Source organism: Lysobacter sp. Root667 (genome assembly GCF_001427715.1).
GTDB lineage: Bacteria > Pseudomonadota > Gammaproteobacteria > Xanthomonadales > Xanthomonadaceae > Lysobacter.
Genome location: NZ_LMHF01000002.1, coordinates 40212 through 56042 on the forward strand (window position 1 = coordinate 40212; position 15831 = coordinate 56042).

At 69.5% G+C, this 15831-nt stretch carries 12 protein-coding genes; 7 read left to right on the forward strand and 5 right to left on the reverse strand.

Annotation, left to right across the window (positions count from 1 at the left end; translation table 11 throughout):
* Window positions 1-7: 7 nt before the first annotated feature.
* A complete protein-coding gene (locus ASD78_RS02500; RefSeq protein ID WP_235566430.1) occupies window positions 8-3511 on the reverse strand; it encodes an efflux RND transporter permease subunit in 3504 nt (1167 codons plus the stop codon).
* A gap of 16 nt (window positions 3512-3527) precedes the next feature.
* Complete coding sequence (locus tag ASD78_RS02505) at window positions 3528-4658, reverse strand: efflux RND transporter periplasmic adaptor subunit (RefSeq protein WP_055899495.1); 1131 nt, start codon at window positions 4656-4658, stop codon at window positions 3528-3530.
* 321 nt (window positions 4659-4979) lie between these two features.
* Between ASD78_RS02505 and ASD78_RS02510 the strand changes: the two genes are divergently transcribed.
* Both ASD78_RS02510 and ASD78_RS02515 read left to right on the forward strand, forming a co-directional pair.
* A complete protein-coding gene (locus ASD78_RS02510; RefSeq protein WP_055900155.1) occupies window positions 4980-5387 on the forward strand; it encodes a cytochrome c in 408 nt (135 codons plus the stop codon).
* Between the two features lie 11 nt (window positions 5388-5398).
* Entirely contained in the window at window positions 5399-5836 is a 438-nt protein-coding gene (locus ASD78_RS02515) for a cytochrome c (protein WP_055899498.1), read from the forward strand.
* 212 nt (window positions 5837-6048) lie between these two features.
* Here the strand turns inward: ASD78_RS02515 and ASD78_RS02520 are convergent, their stop codons facing one another.
* Window positions 6049-7752 (reverse strand): hypothetical protein, encoded by a 1704-nt coding sequence (locus tag ASD78_RS02520; RefSeq protein WP_056098212.1) that lies wholly within the window; start codon window positions 7750-7752, stop codon window positions 6049-6051.
* 19 nt (window positions 7753-7771) lie between these two features.
* Window positions 7772-8368 carry an NfuA family Fe-S biogenesis protein gene (locus ASD78_RS02525; protein WP_055899504.1) on the reverse strand — a complete coding sequence of 199 codons (597 nt, stop codon included), beginning with the start codon at window positions 8366-8368 and terminating at the stop codon, window positions 7772-7774.
* Window positions 8369-8499: 131 nt separating this feature from the next.
* Between ASD78_RS02525 and ASD78_RS02530 the strand changes: the two genes are divergently transcribed.
* From ASD78_RS02530 to ASD78_RS02545, 4 genes are all read left to right on the forward strand, one after another.
* Window positions 8500-8841, forward strand: coding sequence for a 4a-hydroxytetrahydrobiopterin dehydratase (locus tag ASD78_RS02530; RefSeq protein ID WP_055899507.1), 342 nt, complete (start codon window positions 8500-8502; stop codon window positions 8839-8841).
* Window positions 8842-8849: 8 nt separating this feature from the next.
* A complete protein-coding gene (locus ASD78_RS02535; RefSeq protein WP_055900158.1) occupies window positions 8850-9287 on the forward strand; it encodes an energy transducer TonB in 438 nt (145 codons plus the stop codon).
* A 151-nt stretch (window positions 9288-9438) separates the two neighbouring features.
* Window positions 9439-10221 carry an energy transducer TonB gene (locus ASD78_RS02540; RefSeq protein ID WP_056098214.1) on the forward strand — a complete coding sequence of 261 codons (783 nt, stop codon included), beginning with the start codon at window positions 9439-9441 and terminating at the stop codon, window positions 10219-10221.
* A 62-nt stretch (window positions 10222-10283) separates the two neighbouring features.
* Entirely contained in the window at window positions 10284-10724 is a 441-nt protein-coding gene (locus tag ASD78_RS02545) for a hypothetical protein (protein WP_056098216.1), read from the forward strand.
* A 55-nt stretch (window positions 10725-10779) separates the two neighbouring features.
* On the opposite strand, the gene ASD78_RS02550 is transcribed toward ASD78_RS02545, so the two are convergent.
* Entirely contained in the window at window positions 10780-11739 is a 960-nt protein-coding gene (locus tag ASD78_RS02550; RefSeq protein ID WP_055899516.1) for an RluA family pseudouridine synthase, read from the reverse strand.
* 517 nt (window positions 11740-12256) lie between these two features.
* Between ASD78_RS02550 and rne the strand changes: the two genes are divergently transcribed.
* Complete coding sequence (rne, locus tag ASD78_RS02555; RefSeq protein ID WP_056098218.1) at window positions 12257-15733, forward strand: ribonuclease E; 3477 nt, start codon at window positions 12257-12259, stop codon at window positions 15731-15733.
* Window positions 15734-15831: the final 98 nt, after the last annotated feature.

Here is a 15831-nt window from a genome sequence, read left to right on the forward strand (position 1 = left end):
GCGCTCCTCAAGCCTGGCCCGGAGCGGGCGGATCGACCAGCGGGGTCTGCTCGTCCTCGATCAGCTCGGCCGCGGCGCGTTCCTCGCGGCGGGTGCGGCGCGCACGTTCGCGGTAGTACTCGTCGGAGCGGCGGTCGAGCAGGTCGTACACCACCGGGATCACCACCAGGGTCAGCAGCGTCGACACCAGCAGGCCGCCGATCACCGTGATCGCCATCGGCGAGCGCACTTCGGCGCCCTGACCCACCGCCACCGCCAGCGGCAGGAAGCCGAACAGGGTGCACAGCGTGGTCATGATGATCGGACGCAGGCGCGAACGCGCGCCTTCGATCAGCGCCTCGCGCTTGGACACGCCCTGCTCGCGCAGCTGGTTGACCTTGTCGATCAGGATGATGGCGTTCTTCACCACCAGGCCGACCAGCAGGATCAATCCGATGAACACCACCACCGACACCGGCGAGTTGGTGAGCAGCAGCGCCAGCACCGCGCCGACCAGGGCCAGCGGGATGGTGAACAGGATCACGAACGGGTGCAGCAGCGACTCGAACTGCGAGGCCATCACCAGATAGACCAGGAAGATCGCCAGGCCGAACGCGAACAGCAGCGAGTTGATCGATTGCTGCAGTTCCTCGCCCTGGCCGCCGATGTGCATGCGCACGTCCGGGAGCGGATTGTCGGCGACCATCTTCTGCACCTCGGCCACGGCGCCGCCGAGGTCGATGTCGCGCAGGTTGGCCGAGACGATCGCCACCCGCACCTGGTCGGCGCGGTGGATTTCGCTGGGACCGGTGGTGGAGATCACGTCGGCGACCGAGTCCAGGGTCACCGGGCGGTTGCTGCCCGGGTTGACGATCAGGCGGCGGATGCTCTCGACCGAGGCGCGATCGGATTCGCGCGCCCGCACCAGCACGTCGATCTTGCGATCACGGAAGCTGTAGCGGGTGGCGACGTCGCCGCGCACCTTCTTGACCACCACGTCGGCGATCTGGCGCGTGGTCAGGCCGAGCGCACCGGCGCGTTCCTGGTCGAAACGGATCTGGATCTCCGGGAAGCCCTGCTCCACCGTCGACTTGACGTCGGCGTAGTGCGAATTGGCGCGCAGCATCGCCGCCACACGCTGGCCGGCGTGCTGGATGGTCTCCACGTCCTGGCCGCGCAGCTCGATTTCCAGCGGGGTCGAGAACGAGAACAGTTCCGGACGGCTGAAGTCGACCTGGGCGCTGGGATGGGCGCGCATGGTCTGGCGCAGGCGCTCGGTCTCGGCGGCTTCGATCTCCTTGCTGCCGCCGTCGGCCATGACGATGCTGAGCTTGCCGATGTTCTCGCCGCTCTCGGTCGGGTTGGCGTCCAGGCGCGTGCCGCTGCCGCTGACGCCGAACAGGGCGCCGACGCCCGGGTCCTTGGCGTGCTTTTGCTGCAGTTCGCGCACCAGGGCGTCGGTCTCGCGCAGCGGCGTGCCCGGGGGCAGCTTGACCGTCATTTCGAAGCGGTCCTGGGCCAGTTGCGGGATCAGGTCGGCGCCGAGCATCGGCACGGCCAGCAGGGTCAGCGCGAACGCCGCCGCGGCCGAACCCAGCACCAGCCACGGCCGGCGCATCGCGCTGGGCAGCAGGCGCAGGTAGCCGGCCTCGGCGCGGCTGTAGGGCCACATCGCGATGTCGCTGGCCTTGCGCATGATCGGGCCGACCACGGCGACCAGGCCGCGCCACAGCCGCACGAAGAACCAGGCGATGCCGAAGAACGCACCGCGGCCGGCCACGCCGATGCCGTGGCTGGTGGCGGCCAGCGGCTTCTGCAGCTTGGAATCCGGCTGCCAGCGCGGATGCGGCGGCTCTTCCGGGAACGCCATCGGCGTACGGTCCTTGAGCGCGCTCAGCATCGGGATCAGGGTCATCGACACGAGCAGCGAGATGCCGATCGCCAAGGCCACGGTCAGGGCCTGATCGCGGAACAGCTGTCCGGCGATGCCTTCGACGAACACCAGCGGCAGGAACACCGCGATGGTGGTCAGGGTCGAGGCGACCACGGCCATGCTGACTTCGCGGGTGCCGGCGACCGCCGCCTGGAGTATGCCCAGCCCGCGTTCGCGGGCCTTGGCGATGCTTTCCAGCACCACGATCGAGTCGTCCACCACCAGGCCGGTGGCCAGCGCCAGGCCGCCCAGCGACATCACGTTGAGGCTCAGCCCCAGGCGGTCCATGAAGAAGAAGGTGGTGATGATCGAGACCGGCAGCGACAGGCCGACCACGAAGGTGCTCCAGCCGTCGCGCAGGAACAGGAAGATGATCAGGATCGCCAGGAACGCGCCGATCACGCCGTCCTTCTTCACTTCGGAGATGGAGTGGCGGATGAACTGCGATTGGTCGTCGATGGTGGTCAGTTCGACGTCCGGCGGGATCTGCGCCTTGATCTGCTCCAGGCGGGCCTGGATCGCATCGGCGGTGGCGACGGTGTTGGCGTCGCCTTCCTTATAGATGGCCAGTTCGACCGCTTCCTTGCCGGCCATGCGGATGATCGCCTCGCGCTCCTTGAAGCCCTGGCGCACGTCGGCGATGTCCTTCAGGCGCACCGGCATGCCGCCGGCGACCGTGCTGCCGCCGCCGGAGTTGGCGCTCTGCACCGAGGCCGCCGCGGCCATCGCCGCCGCGTCGCCGCTGGAGGCCGCGATCGCCGCCATCTGCGCTGCCGCGTTGGCGGCTGCGTTGTCGCCGCCGCTCTGGGTGGTGACCAGCATTTCGCGGATTTCGGGCACGCTGGCGAACTGGTTGACCGTGCGCACCAGGTAGCGCTGCGAACCTTCTTCCAGGCGGCCGCCGGAGATGTTGATGTTCTCCTGCTGCAGGCGCTGGATCACGGTATCGATCGGCAGGTTCAGCTGGGCCAGCTTCTGCTGGTCGATGTCGACCTGGATCTCGTCTTCCAGACCGCCGCCGACCTTGACCGCGGCGACGCCTTCGACCGGCTCCAGCTTCTTCTTGAGGTCGTCGTCGGCATAGCGGCGCAGCGTGGTGAGCTGGCGCACCGAATCGCCGTCGGTTTTGGCCGACAGCGCCAGGCGCAGAATCGGCTCGGTCGAGGGATTGAAGCGCAGCAGCACCGGGGCCTTGGCCTCCAGCGGCAGTTGCAGCACTTCCATCTTGTCGCGCACCTCCAGGCTGGCCTGGTCCATGTCGGTGCCCCAGGCGAACTCGAGCACGACGTCGCTCTGGCCGGTGCGCGAGACCGACTTGAGCTTGCGCAGGCCCTTGACCACGCCGACGGCCTCTTCGACCGGCTCGGAGATCAGGGTCTCGATTTCCGACGGCGCCGCACCGGTGTACTCGGTGCGCACGGTCAGGGTGGGATAGCTCAGGTCGGGCAGCAGGTTGACCTTGAGGTCGCGCAGCGCGATGAAGCCGAACAGGATGAAGGTGATGGTCACCATCGCCACCGTGACCCGGCGGCGCGTGGAGAATTCGACCAGATTGAAGGAACCGCCCTCGTGGGCGTGGGTCTTGGGAGGCGGGGTCACGATGGGGTCTCCGCCCTTACTGCTTCGGCTTGTCGGACTTTTCGGCGGCCGCGACCTGCTTGGGCGCGTTCTTGCCGATCAGCTGCACCACGGTGCCGTCGCGCAGCGCGGTCTTGCCCGCGATCACGACCTGGTCGCCCTGCTTGATGCCGGCGCGGACCTCGGCCCATTCGCCGTCGAGGTAACCCAGCTTGACCGGCACACGGGCGGCCTTGGCGTTGCGGATCACGAACACCGCCGGGTCGCCCTCGCCTTCGAGCAAGGCGATGCGCGGCACCACCAGCGCGTCGGCGCGGTTGTCGTAGTCGATGCGGATGCGGCCGAACATGCCCGGCTGCAGCGTCTCGCCGCCGGCGAAGGCGCAGACCACGCGGAAGGTGCCGCTGCCGGAATCCACCACCGGCGCGACGCGATCGACCGTGCCCTGGAACACCTTGCCCGGCAGCGCGTCGACCGCCAGCTGCACCGGCAGCCCGGCCTTGAGCGTGGCCAGTTCGCGCTCGGGCACGTTGAGCGTGGCTTCCAGGCGCGAGGTGTCGACGATGCGGAAGATCGGGGTGTTGATCTGGACGAAGTTGCCGGTCTTGATCGAACGCGAGGCGATCACACCGGAAATCGGCGCCTGCACGTTGGCGTAGGAGAGTTCCAGGTTGGCCAGGCGGTTGGCGGCGCGCGCGTTCTCGAGGTCGTAGCGCAGCTGGTCGTTGTCGTTGGCGCTGAGCAGCCGCTGTTCGGCCAGCTGCTTGGAGCGGGCGAAGTTGGCCTCGAGCTTGCGCATCTGGGCCGAGGTCTGAGCCACCTGCAGCTCCGAGCGCGCCGAATCCAGGCGCACCAGGGTCTGGCCGGCGCGCACGACCTGGCCTTCCTCGGCCATCACGTTCAGGGCCACGCCCGAGGTTTTGGCGACCACCTGGGACTCGCCCCGGGGTTCCAGCGGCGCGGTGCCGGTGTAGCTGGCGGAAATCGCCCGCCGCGAGGCCTGGGCGACCTCGACCGGGACGGCGTCCGGCGCCTTCTCGCCGGCCTTGGCCTGCGCCTCGCCGGCCCCGCCACCGCCCTTGCAGGCCGTCAGGGCCAGGGCGCAGGACAGCGCGAGGAGAGCGACACGGGCGACCCCGGCCTTACGGAATGTGGTGTTTTGACGCATTTCAGACGACCCCGATGGCTGAACTTGCTAGCTGGAACCGGCGCTTGTGCCGGTGTTGTATATAGGTATATCACCCACCTCCGAAAACGCATCCGCCGAAGGTCATGGTGACTGCCGCCATGCTCTCCGCACCGCCGGCCACACCTCCGGTCAACGTGCGGCGCGCGGATGATCGGCACACCTCACATATGCGATGCGTCCAGGGACGACTTCGTTGCATCCGCATCGCGGGCTATACTTGCGGACTTATGCGCGGTCATGACCGTGCACAGCCAGCTACAACTCTTTCGCTAGCCATTCGAGATTGCGGATTACGACATGATGCGACCGCTGACGATCGCCGCCTGCTTTGCCCTCACCATCGCCGCCGCACTCGCGGCGAACGCCGAGGACAAGGCCGCCCCGGCCGCCACTCCCGCCGCTCCGGCAGCGGCCACCGCCGCTCCGGCTCCCGCCGCCAAGGCGCCGACCATCCAGGGCAATGCCGACACGGGTCGCCAGCTGACCTACACCTGCCAGGGTTGCCACGGCGTCACCGGCTACAAGAACGCCTACCCGAACTATCACGTGCCGAAGATCGTCGGCCAGTCGCCGGAGTATCTGGCGAACGCGCTGAACGAATACAAGAAGGGCGCCCGCAAGCATCCGACGATGCAGGCCCAGTCCGAGAGCTTCTCGGACCAGGACATCGCCGATATCGCCGCCTTCCTTTCGACCGCGAAGCAGTGAGCAGACGCCCCATGACGACCAAGCACCTCGCCATCGCCCTGTTCGCCGCATTCGCCGTGTCCGCCTGCTCGCAGGGCGACACCCCGGCCGAGCATTCCTCCGCCGACCGCGCCGAAGGCCACACCTCTTCCTCGTCCGGCCTGCCCGCCGGCCGCATCGCCGAAGGCGAAAAGCTGGCCGGCACCAAGGGCGCGGCCAGCGGCCAGTCCTGCGTGGACTGTCACGGCGCCGAGGGCAATGCCCCGATCGACGCGACCTACCCGAAACTCGCCGGCCAGTACCACGACTACATCGCCCACTCGCTGCAGATGTACCGCGACGGCGACCGCGAGCACGCGCTGATGTCGAACCAGGCCAAGGGCCTGAACGACCAGCAGATCGCCGACCTCGCCGCCTACTTCGGTTCGCGTACCAAGAGCGACCTGCACGATCTGCACAACGTGCACTGAGCCCGGCGCTCAGGTGGCATCGAAAAGGCCCGCGCATGCGGGCCTTTTTGTTGGCGCGGGGTAGGACCAGCTCGGCCGTCGCCCTCCCTCAAATCGCGACTTCGCTGCGGCGAAAAACGCCGCCCGGAGTTCGTCGCCAGCCACACGCGGCAACGCAACTTCGCCCGAGGCTAGCCGCCACCTGCACGCTAGCGACGGGGACGAAGCCCGCCCTACCCGCCCGGCGGCGGCTTCACGCTGCCGTTGTCTTCCTGCAGGCCGGGCTTGAACGGGATGTCCGGCGGCGGGCGCGCGATCGCCGGCTGCTCGTTGAGATTGGGGTCGTTGATGCTGCAGGCGCCGCCCAGGGCCAGCAACGACACGCCGCAGACGATGCTCTTGCTGGTGCCCGGGATCGGGATCGCGACTTCCTTGAAGCCCTTGCGCACCCACTCCTGCAACAGGGTTTCGTTGGGGCGCCAGTACTTGTCGAACGCGGTCGGCTCGTAGTCGGTGGGCTTGCGCCGCAGCCAGGTGCCGGCGCGGTCGATGTTCTTGATTTCCTGGGTGATCGTGCCCGGCGGGAAACCCGGCGACGCCGAACCCGGCTGTTCGGCCAGGCGCACGCTGCCGTCGCTGTTGAACAGGCCCGGCTTCTCGCCGCGCTGGCCGCCCGGCGCGTTGCGGGTCGACTGGCCCCAGTCGTCGCCGCGCTTGGGCGTCGGGAAGCTGCCCGGCGCCGGCGTGGCCTTGGGACCGGCGCCGCCGGCGGTGGCGTCCGGACGCGTGCCGCTGGGCCGCGGCGTGCCGGCGCTGCTGGGCGTCGCCGTTGCGGGCGCGGCAGTTGTCGGCGCCGCCGTTGAAGGCGCAGTCGAAGAAGAGGCCGAAGCGCTGACCGGCGCGGTGGCGGCCGGTGCAGCGGTCGCGGCCGGCGGCGCGGGAATGTCGCGCGTCCGCACGTTGGGCGTGGTCGTGCGCAGTTCGCGCGCGGTGGTGGCCTGGGCCGGCAATTCGCGCACCGGCGCGCGCTGCAGCGGCGCCGGCACCTCGCGTGCGGCCACCTCGGGCAGGCGCGAGTTCAACGCAGGCGCGGTGAGTTCGCGTTGCGGCAGTTCGCGCCGGATCGGCTGCACCGGTTCGGACACCTCGGCCTGGCGCAGTTCCTGGGTCGGCGCCGACAGTTGCGGCGCGGCGATCGCGGTCTCGGTGCGGCGCTTGGTCGGCGGCAGGGTGAACACCGTGGTTTCGGTGTTCGGCACCGGCTCGCTGACCGCGACCGGCTGCTCCACTGTCGGCGGCGGCAGCTGCGGTTCGGGTACGTCGCGCTGCGGGATGTCGGGCACGGCCGCGTCCAGGGTCGGGCTCGGCAGGGGCGGCGATTCGGCGCTGGCGGCCACAGCCGATGCCGCATCGGCGGGTGCCGGCGCGGCCTGGGTGGCGGATTCCTGCGGCTGCTCGCTGGGCTGGTCGGGGCCGCCGCCGGGTTCCTGCGGCGTGCCCACGCCGATGTATTCGACCTGGACCACAGTCTCGCCCTCGGGCGGCGGCGCCGGCCGGCCGAGGAACTGCAGATACATCAGCCACAGCAGCATGCCGCCGAAGAAGATGTGCCAGAGCACGGTGGCGCAGACCGCGAACCAATGCGTGCCGCGGTTCTCGCGCTCCGGCGGTTGCCATTGCTGGCGCCACAGGGTCGCGAAGGCCTGCCAGCGATTGAGGTCGCCGACCCGGCGCGGCGGTTGCGCCAGCGGCCGTTGCAGCAGTTGCTCGACCAGGGAATCGGCGGTCGCGCCGGTGACCCGGCCGATGCGCTCGCCCATGGCCGCAAACCAGATCGCCCAGCCGGGCGGGAACTCGCCGGGCCGGACCGAATCCCGACGTACGCTCAAACGCAGCCTGCGCTGCAGGGCTTCGATGAGTTCGGCGGCGGAGTACATCTACGGCGCCGAGCCGAACTCAGGCCGCCGAATCGCGGCGGATGTAGGGAGCGTCGCCGGTTTCGTGGTCGGTGGCGTCGCGTACCGCGGTCACCCCGGGCACCTTACTCATCAGGGTCTTCTCGATGCCCTGCTTGAGGGTGACGTCGGCCATGCCGCAACCGTGGCAGCCGCCGCCGAAACGCAGCATGACCACGCCGTCGGCGGTCACTTCCTGCACCGAGACGTGACCGCGGTGCTGGGCCAGCTGCGGATTGATCTCGTGCTCGACCAGCCAATGCACGCGCTCGACCAGCGAGGCCGACTCGGCCGGCGCCTCGCCCTTGATCTTGGGCGCGCGGATCTGCAACTGGCCGCCGGTGGCCATGGTTTCGTAGTCGATCTGCGCGCCGTCCAGGTACGGGACGCTGGCCGCATCCAGCCACACGGTGAAGCCTTCGCAGTCCACCGCCCACTCGTCGCCGGACAGATCGCCGGGCTCGGCGAATTCCAGGCGCACGTCCGCGCGCGGCGTGCCGGCGTGGACCGCCGACAGGCGCACGCCCAGGCCCGGCAGCGCCTCGCGCTCGAGCAGCTTGCGGAAATGGGTCTGCGCGGATTCGGAAATGTTGATCATGGGGCTATTCTAACGGGGTCCGTGTCGCGTGAAGACACACCCCGACGGCCGCGGCCGCCCGGCTTGCGAGTTCCATTCAGGCAAGCCCGATCGCCCGTGCAGCCCCGGCGCCGCTTAAGGAGCGCAAGCCCATGAACGACCTGATTCCCCTAGCCCAGGCGCACTGCCTGGCCCGCCGCGGCAGCGAACACCGCCTCAGCGAAGCGCGCGTGCGCGAACTGCTGCCGGAAGTGCCGGGCTGGGAACTGGCCGAGGACGGTCACGCCCTGGTGCGCACCTACCGCTTCGACGATTACTACCGCACGATGGCGTTCGTGAACGCGCTCGCGTTCATGGCCCATCGTGAGGACCACCACCCCGACCTGGGCGTGCACTACGACCGCTGCGTGGTGCGTTACTCCACCCATGATGTCGGTGGCCTCAGCGAGAACGACTTCATCTGCGCCGCCAAAGCCGACGCGCTCATCGGTTGATCGCCGCCATGCCCAAACTCTATCCGCTTCATTCCCGCCCACTGCTCGCGCTCGCCGCCGCACTGGCCCTGACCGCGTCGCTCGCCGCCTGCCAGAAGCAGGCCGGGGAACCGGTCATCCGTTCGACCGAACCGGTCGCGCTGGACACCCCGCCACCCGCGTATCCGATGGAACTGGGTTGCGAGGACGTCGGCGGCCAGGTGGTGCTGTCGGTCACCATCGGCGTCGAAGGCAAGCCGACCGTGATCCGCATGGTCCGCAGCAGCAAGGTCCAGCAGCTCGACGACGCCGCGGTCGCGGCGGTGCGCGGCTGGACCTTCCGCGCCGCCACCCGCGACGGCAAGCCGGTGCCGGTGCCGATCCAGGTGCCAGTGACCTTCACCCCGCCGCAGGTGCGTCCGGAATCGTGCTTCGCCTACGACGAAGAGAAGAAGAACAAGCTCTGAGCCGAACCGTGCGCGAGCGCCATCGCGTGTCGCGCACGGTCTGTCGCAAAACCGGCGCAGGCGCGCCGCAAGCGGCCGCGTATCGGCGATCATCGGCCGCTCCGCCGCGTCAGCCCGCAACGCAACGAGACCTGGGGAGGCCTCGATTCAAATGTCCCGCAGCCATGCCCGCGGCGTTACCGCTGTGCTCGCGCTCGCCCTGCTGTCGCCGTTCGCCGGCCTGCATGCGCAAACCCCGCCGCCGCCCCCTCCGCCGGACTGGGACGGTGTCACGCCTCTGCCGGCCCCGCGCGTGGCCGGTCCGCGTTTGCGTCAGCGCGACCCCGAGATCAAGCGCCCGATGCGGGTGAGCTACCCCGACGCCCAGGCCTGCTTACGCATCTCCGGCACCGCCATCGTGATCGTCGCCATAGACGAGAAAGGCCAGGTGCAGGACGTCTACATCGAGCGCAGTACGCGCGACCGCATGCTGGACCGCGCCGCCATGAACGCCGCGCGCGAGACGCGCTGGTCACCGGAGATCTTCAACGGCAAGGCCGCGCCGTCGCGCGTGCGCATCCCGGTCGACTTCGTGCTGCCGCCGGTTTCGTCCGAAAGCTGCCAGCGCGTGAGCGTGGCCCTGATCGACGCCGAAGGCGCCGCGCAGCTGACCCCGCCGCCGGCCGGCCAGCCGCTGCGCGCCAAGATCGGCCTGTACGTGCCCAAGCCGCTGCAACTCGAGCTGATGCTGCGCCGCGCCGACCCCAACGCCGGCACCGATCCCAGCCTGTATCCCGTCGTGCACGAAGAGCGTCGCGCCCTGGAACGCCCCACGCGCGCCGAGTTCAGCAGTTTCGACTACGCCACCCCACAGCCGCTGAGCGCCGGGCGCTACCTACTGGAGGTCCGCGTCGATGGCGAACTGCGCAGCAGTACGGTGATCGAGGTACGCTGAGCGTGCGCCCGTGCCCGTGCCCGTGCCCGTGCCCGTGCCCGTGCCCAGCAATAGAGTCGAACATGCGCGAGCAGCAACATTGGTTCGTCGTGACGATCGCGATCGGCGTCGTGCTGATCGCGTCCTGCAGCGTTACCACCCGGCCCCGCTACGCACCAGACGCTATCGCACTCCCGCCCGACCCCGAGCCCAGCTTCGAAACCATCGCTCCGGCGCAACTGCCGCCCGGCGAAAAGATGAAAGTGCGCTGGAACACCACCGATCTTGTCGGGTTGCTGAAGCGGCAATACCCGGCACTGAAGGCCGAGCGCGCCTCGCTGACCCAGATGCCGCCGAGCCTGATCCTGGTCGACCGCGTCCCCTATCGTCGGGTCGAGTTCTCTTATCTGGACGAAGCGACGACCAACATGCACGGCGCCTGCGGCCAGAACATCATCCTGTGGATGGCGGCATCGGGCGACGTCGCCCGCATCTACGTGTCCGACATGAGCTGCCCGATCTAGGCTGCTGAACACCGGCGCCGTTCGACGAAGCTGCCCCTGGGAGATCTCTCTCCCCTCACCCCAAGCGATCCAGCACGTCGATCAGCTCCGGCGCCAACGGCGCATTCAACAAATACGGCTCGCGCCCGCCGTCGAGGGCGAACTCCAGCGTCGAGGCGTGCAGGAACAAGCGCCGCAGCCCGGCCTGGTCGCGCAGGCGCTTGTTGGCCTCCGGATCGCCGTACTTGTCGTCGCCGGCCACGGCATGGCCGATGTGCTGGGCGTGGACGCGGATCTGGTGGGTGCGTCCGGTCTCGATCCGGACCTCGCAATAGGACTGCCCGCCGCGCCGCTCCAGCACCTTGAAGTGACTGAGCGAGGCCTTGCCGTCGCGGTGGACCTGAACGTGGCGCTCGCCGCCCTGGCGCAGGCCGATGTGCAGCGGCGCGTCCACGCTCATCACTCCGTCGGGCAGGCGCCCGGTCAGCAGAGCCAGGTAGCGTTTGGCGATACCGCCGTCCTCGCGCATCAGGGCCTGCATCTCGGTCAGCGCCGAACGCTTCTTGGCCACGATCAGCAGCCCCGAGGTGTCGCGGTCCAGGCGGTGGACCAGTTCCAGGGTCTGGCCCGGGCGCAGCGCGCGCAGGGTTTCGATGGCGCCGAAGCTGATCCCGCTGCCGCCGTGGCTGGCGACGCCGGAGGGCTTGTTCAGGGCCAGCAGGCGCGCGTCCTCGTAGACGATGGCCGCGTCCAGGGCGTCCATGAAGCCCTTGGGCGGCGCGGCCTTTTCTCCGACCTCACTGAGACGGACCGGCGGAATGCGCACCTCGTCGCCGGCCTCGAGCTTGCGCTCGGCCTTGGCGCGGCCGCCGTTCACGCGGACCTGGCCGGAACGGACCAACTTATAAATTAATGAACGCGGCGCCCCTTTGAGTTGGCCGAGCAGGAAGTTGTCGAGCCGCTGACCTTCACGATCATCTGGCACACGAATGGTGCGGGCGCCGGGGCCCGTGGCGGTGTTGGCTGGAGAGGTCATCCGGAAAGCGTTATCTGTTACACTCGCGACGCGAGATAAGGTTTTGATTTCGCTGGGAGTTGTCCCGCAGGTCGCGCCAGAAGGGCATGACCGCAGGATTGGGCCGAAAGCCCCTCTTCGCGATTCCGGTCCGCGTCTAACCACTGCCCACGGGGTAGCCATGTTAGCAGCGACGGTCCGGCGGAACCCGCCCTCGCCCGGTGGTTCTCCCGCAGGGGCGACGCCATCGCGATGAACACGACCCGTGCGGCGCCCCGGTTCAAACCGAAGGCTGCCGCCGGGCCCCCCGCCCCGAGCGACGTTCGCGTCGCCGGTCCGAAAGCAGGCAACAAAGAAATAAGCGCTCCCGCGGCGTGCCGTGGTGTAGAAGCGCTGGTAGTGGGAGTTTCGCCGGCGCGCGCCGGGCGCAGAGCGGTTCGCCGCCCTGCTGCGTACAGGCCGCGACGGCGGAGCTTCGGTTCCCAGATAGCGAAACGCCATGGCGTTCCGCGCGGTAGAGCGCGCGAGGAACGCAACAATGAAGCGCATGCTGATCAATGCGACGCAGGCGGAAGAACTGCGCGTCGCGATCGTCGACGGCCAGAACCTGTACGACATCGACATCGAACAACCGGCCAAGGAACAAAAGAAGTCCAACATCTACAAGGGCCGCATCACCCGCCTCGAGCCCTCGCTCGAAGCGGCGTTCGTGGAATACGGCGCCGAGCGCCACGGCTTCCTGCCGCTGAAGGAAATCTCCCGCGACTACTTCCAGGCCGGCGTCGACCATAACAAGGCCGGCCTGCGCGAACTCCTGCGCGAAGGCCAGGAAGTGGTGGTCCAGGTCGACAAGGAAGAACGCGGCAACAAGGGCGCCGCCCTGACCACGTTCATCTCCCTGGCCGGCCGCTACATGGTGCTGATGCCGAACTCGCCCACCGCCGGCGGCGTTTCGCGCCGGATCGAGGGCGACGACCGCGCCGCCCTCAAGGAGGCGATGGACAAGCTCGCCATCCCCGACGACATGGGCGTGATCATCCGCACCGCCGGCGTCGGCCGCGACGCCGAAGAGCTGCAGTGGGACCTGGATTACCTGCTGCAGGTCTGGAAGTCGATCGCCGAAGGCGCCCTGAGCAAGCCCTCGCCGTTCCTGATCTACCAGGAATCGCGCCTGATCATCCGCGCCCTGCGCGACTACATGCGCCCGGACATCGGCGAAATCCTGGTCGACACCGACGAGATGTACGCCGAAGCGCGCGATTTCGTCGAACAGGTCATGCCGCACAACCTGCGCAAGCTGAAGAAGTACGGCGACGACACCCCGCTGTTCAACCGCTTCCAGATCGAATCGCAGATCGAAAACGCCTACGAGCGCACCGTGCGCCTGCCCTCCGGCGGCGCCCTGGTGATCGACCAGACCGAGGCCTTGACCGCGGTCGACGTGAACTCGGCGCGCGCCACCAAGGGCGGCGACATCGAGGAAACCGCGTTCAACACCAATCTGGAAGCGGCCGAGGAAGTCGCGCGCCAGATGCGCCTGCGCGACCTCGGCGGCCTGGTGGTCATCGACTTCATCGACATGTCGTCCAACCGCCACCAGCGCGAAGTCGAGAACAAGCTGCAGAACGCGCTCAAGCAGGACCGCGCGCGCGTCCAGATCGGCCGCATCTCGCGCTTCGGCCTGCTCGAACTCAGCCGCCAGCGCCTGCGCCCGTCGCTGGGCGAATCCAGCCAGCTGGTCTGCCCGCGTTGCGACGGCCACGGCCGCATGCGCAGCGTCGAGTCGCTGTCGCTGTCGATCCTGCGCGTGGCCGAAGAGCACGCCATGAAGGAGAACACCGGCCAGGTGCTGGTGCAGGCCCCGACCGAGATCGCCAACTACCTGCTCAACGAGAAGCGCCGCGCCCTCAGCGAGATCGAGCAGCGCCACGATTCGCCGATCGTGATCGTCGCCGACGATCAGCTGGAGACCCCGCACTACGAGGTCACCCGGATCCGCGAGAACGAGATCGGCGAAGAATCGAGCAAGCCCAGCTACCAGCGCGGCACCCCGCGCAAGCTGCCGACCCACGCCCTGACCAAGGCCCATCTGAACATCCCGGATGCGCCGATGGTGACCAACGTCAAGCCGGCCCAGCCCGCTCCGACGCGCGAGCCGCGCGAGGAGCCGGTCGTGGCGGCCGTCGCCGCGCCGGTGGTCGTGGCAGCGCCGCAGGTCGGCCTGTTCGGCCGCCTCATGAACCTCTTCCGCGGCGGCCAGGCCGCTGCTCCTGCCGCGCCGGCCCCGGCCGCACGCACCCAGGACGGCCGCGGCCGTAACGATCGCAACGACCGTGGCGGCCAGCGCCGCGACGGCCGCAACGAAGGCCGCAACGGCAAGGGCGGCCGCGATGGCGCCCGCCGCGACGAGCAGCGCCGCGACAAGCCGCAGCAAGCCCAGGCCCAGGGCGGCCAGCCGCAGCCCAACCGCGCCAAGCAGGAGCAGCCGGCCAAGCCGCAGCAGCAGCCGCAACAGCCGAAGCAGCAGCAACAGCAGCAGCCGAAGCAGCCCAAGCCGCAGCAGAACGAAGAGCGCGCCGCCAACGCCCAGCCGCAGCAGCAGGCGCAGGCCAACAACGCCCCGCGTCCGCCGCGCGAGCCCAAGCCGGCCCAGGCCCAGCCGCCCAAGCCGGCCGAAGTCGATGCCGTGAACGCCTCTGCGATCGCAACCGCCGCCGCCCTGCCCGCCGTCGCTGTCGCGACCGGCGAAGCCGTGGCCGCCGCGGAGACGATCCAGCGCGAAGCCGCAGTCAACACCAGCAACGAGAACGGCGCCGCAGCCGACGACGCTGCCGGCGAAGGCAGCGGACGCCGCCGTCGCGGCCGTCGCGGCGGCCGCCGCCGCCGCCGCGGTGCGGGCGAAGCCGGCGCCGCCGGTGAAGCACAGTTGCACGACGACGTCCTGAGCGACGACGAGGACGACGCCGGCGACGAAGCCGGCGCGGCTCCGGTCGCCGCCGCGAACCGCTCGCAGCCCGAGTTCGACTTCGACGACGACCATTCGGCACCGGCCAAGCCGGCCGCCCCGGCCGCCAGCGCCAACGCGACTCCGGCCGTGGCGAACGTCGCCGCAACCGGCGCCGCCGTCGCTGCGCCGTCGTTCGCCGCCGAGAGCAAGCCCGTCGAAACCCGCGAGCCCGCGCGCTTCGAACCGGCCGCCGCCGAACGCATCGAACCGGCCCAGCCGAGCTTCGCTGCACCGTCGGCGCAGGCACCGGTCGCCGCCGCTCCGGCTGCTGCCGCACCGGTCGCAGCCGCTCCGGTCGCCGCCGAGTCCGCGGTTGCCGAGTCGGTGACCGCCAGCCCGGTCGCCGCCACGCCGGCCGCGGTCGAGCCGGCACCGGCCGTCGTCGCCGCCGAGGCCATCGCACCGGCGCCGGCGACCGCTCCGGCCGCCGCCGAAACCGTCGCGCCCAAGGCCTACGAAGCACCGAAGCCCTACGAGGCGCCGAAGGCTTACGAGGCCCCGAAGGTCGAAACCCCGAAGGCCTATGAAGCTCCGAAGGCGTACGAGGCACCGAAGCCCTTCGAGGCGCCCAAGCCGGTCGCGGAAGCACTGGACGACGGCCCGATCGTGCCGAAGTTCCTGCAGCCCACCGCGTCCAAGGCCGACGCCCCGGTTACGACGCCCGAATCGACCGTCGTGGTCGAAGCCGAGATCGTGGAACCGGCCGTGGTCGAACCTGAAGTCGTACCGGCTCCGGTCGCGGTCGAGGAGACCGTGGTCGAGAAGGTCGTCCCGGCCGCCACTCAGCCGATCGAAGCCGCCACGCCGACCCCGGCCCAGGCCGAAGTCGACAAGGTCGCCGAGCCGCGCAGCGAAGCCGCACCGTCGCTGCCGCACACCGCCAGCCTGTTCGACCCGGTCCCGCAGGCGCCGCGTCCGACGACCCCGGCCCCGGCCGCGCCGGATGCCGCGGTCGAAGGCCAGGCCGCTGCCGAAGACAAGCCGGACGACGACGCGCACCGCGCCTGATCCGCGCGACATCGCAGTAACGCAAACGGGCCGCGCAATGCGGCCCGTTTCTTTTGCATCGTCCGATTTCTTTTGAATGCCAGGCTTCTTTGCATCGG

Coding starts and splice junctions, on each gene's coding strand:
- ASD78_RS02505 (WP_055899495.1), bottom strand. CDS start 4,658: ATGCGTCAAAACACCACATTCCGTAAGGCCGGGGTCGCCCGTGTCGCT.
- ASD78_RS02510 (WP_055900155.1), top strand. CDS start 4,980: ATGCGACCGCTGACGATCGCCGCCTGCTTTGCCCTCACCATCGCCGCC.
- ASD78_RS02515 (WP_055899498.1), top strand. CDS start 5,399: ATGACGACCAAGCACCTCGCCATCGCCCTGTTCGCCGCATTCGCCGTG.
- ASD78_RS02520 (WP_056098212.1), bottom strand. CDS start 7,752: ATGTACTCCGCCGCCGAACTCATCGAAGCCCTGCAGCGCAGGCTGCGT.
- ASD78_RS02525 (WP_055899504.1), bottom strand. CDS start 8,368: ATGATCAACATTTCCGAATCCGCGCAGACCCATTTCCGCAAGCTGCTC.
- ASD78_RS02530 (WP_055899507.1), top strand. CDS start 8,500: ATGAACGACCTGATTCCCCTAGCCCAGGCGCACTGCCTGGCCCGCCGC.
- ASD78_RS02535 (WP_055900158.1), top strand. CDS start 8,850: ATGCCCAAACTCTATCCGCTTCATTCCCGCCCACTGCTCGCGCTCGCC.
- ASD78_RS02540 (WP_056098214.1), top strand. CDS start 9,439: ATGTCCCGCAGCCATGCCCGCGGCGTTACCGCTGTGCTCGCGCTCGCC.
- ASD78_RS02545 (WP_056098216.1), top strand. CDS start 10,284: ATGCGCGAGCAGCAACATTGGTTCGTCGTGACGATCGCGATCGGCGTC.
- ASD78_RS02550 (WP_055899516.1), bottom strand. CDS start 11,739: ATGACCTCTCCAGCCAACACCGCCACGGGCCCCGGCGCCCGCACCATT.
- rne (WP_056098218.1), top strand. CDS start 12,257: ATGAAGCGCATGCTGATCAATGCGACGCAGGCGGAAGAACTGCGCGTC.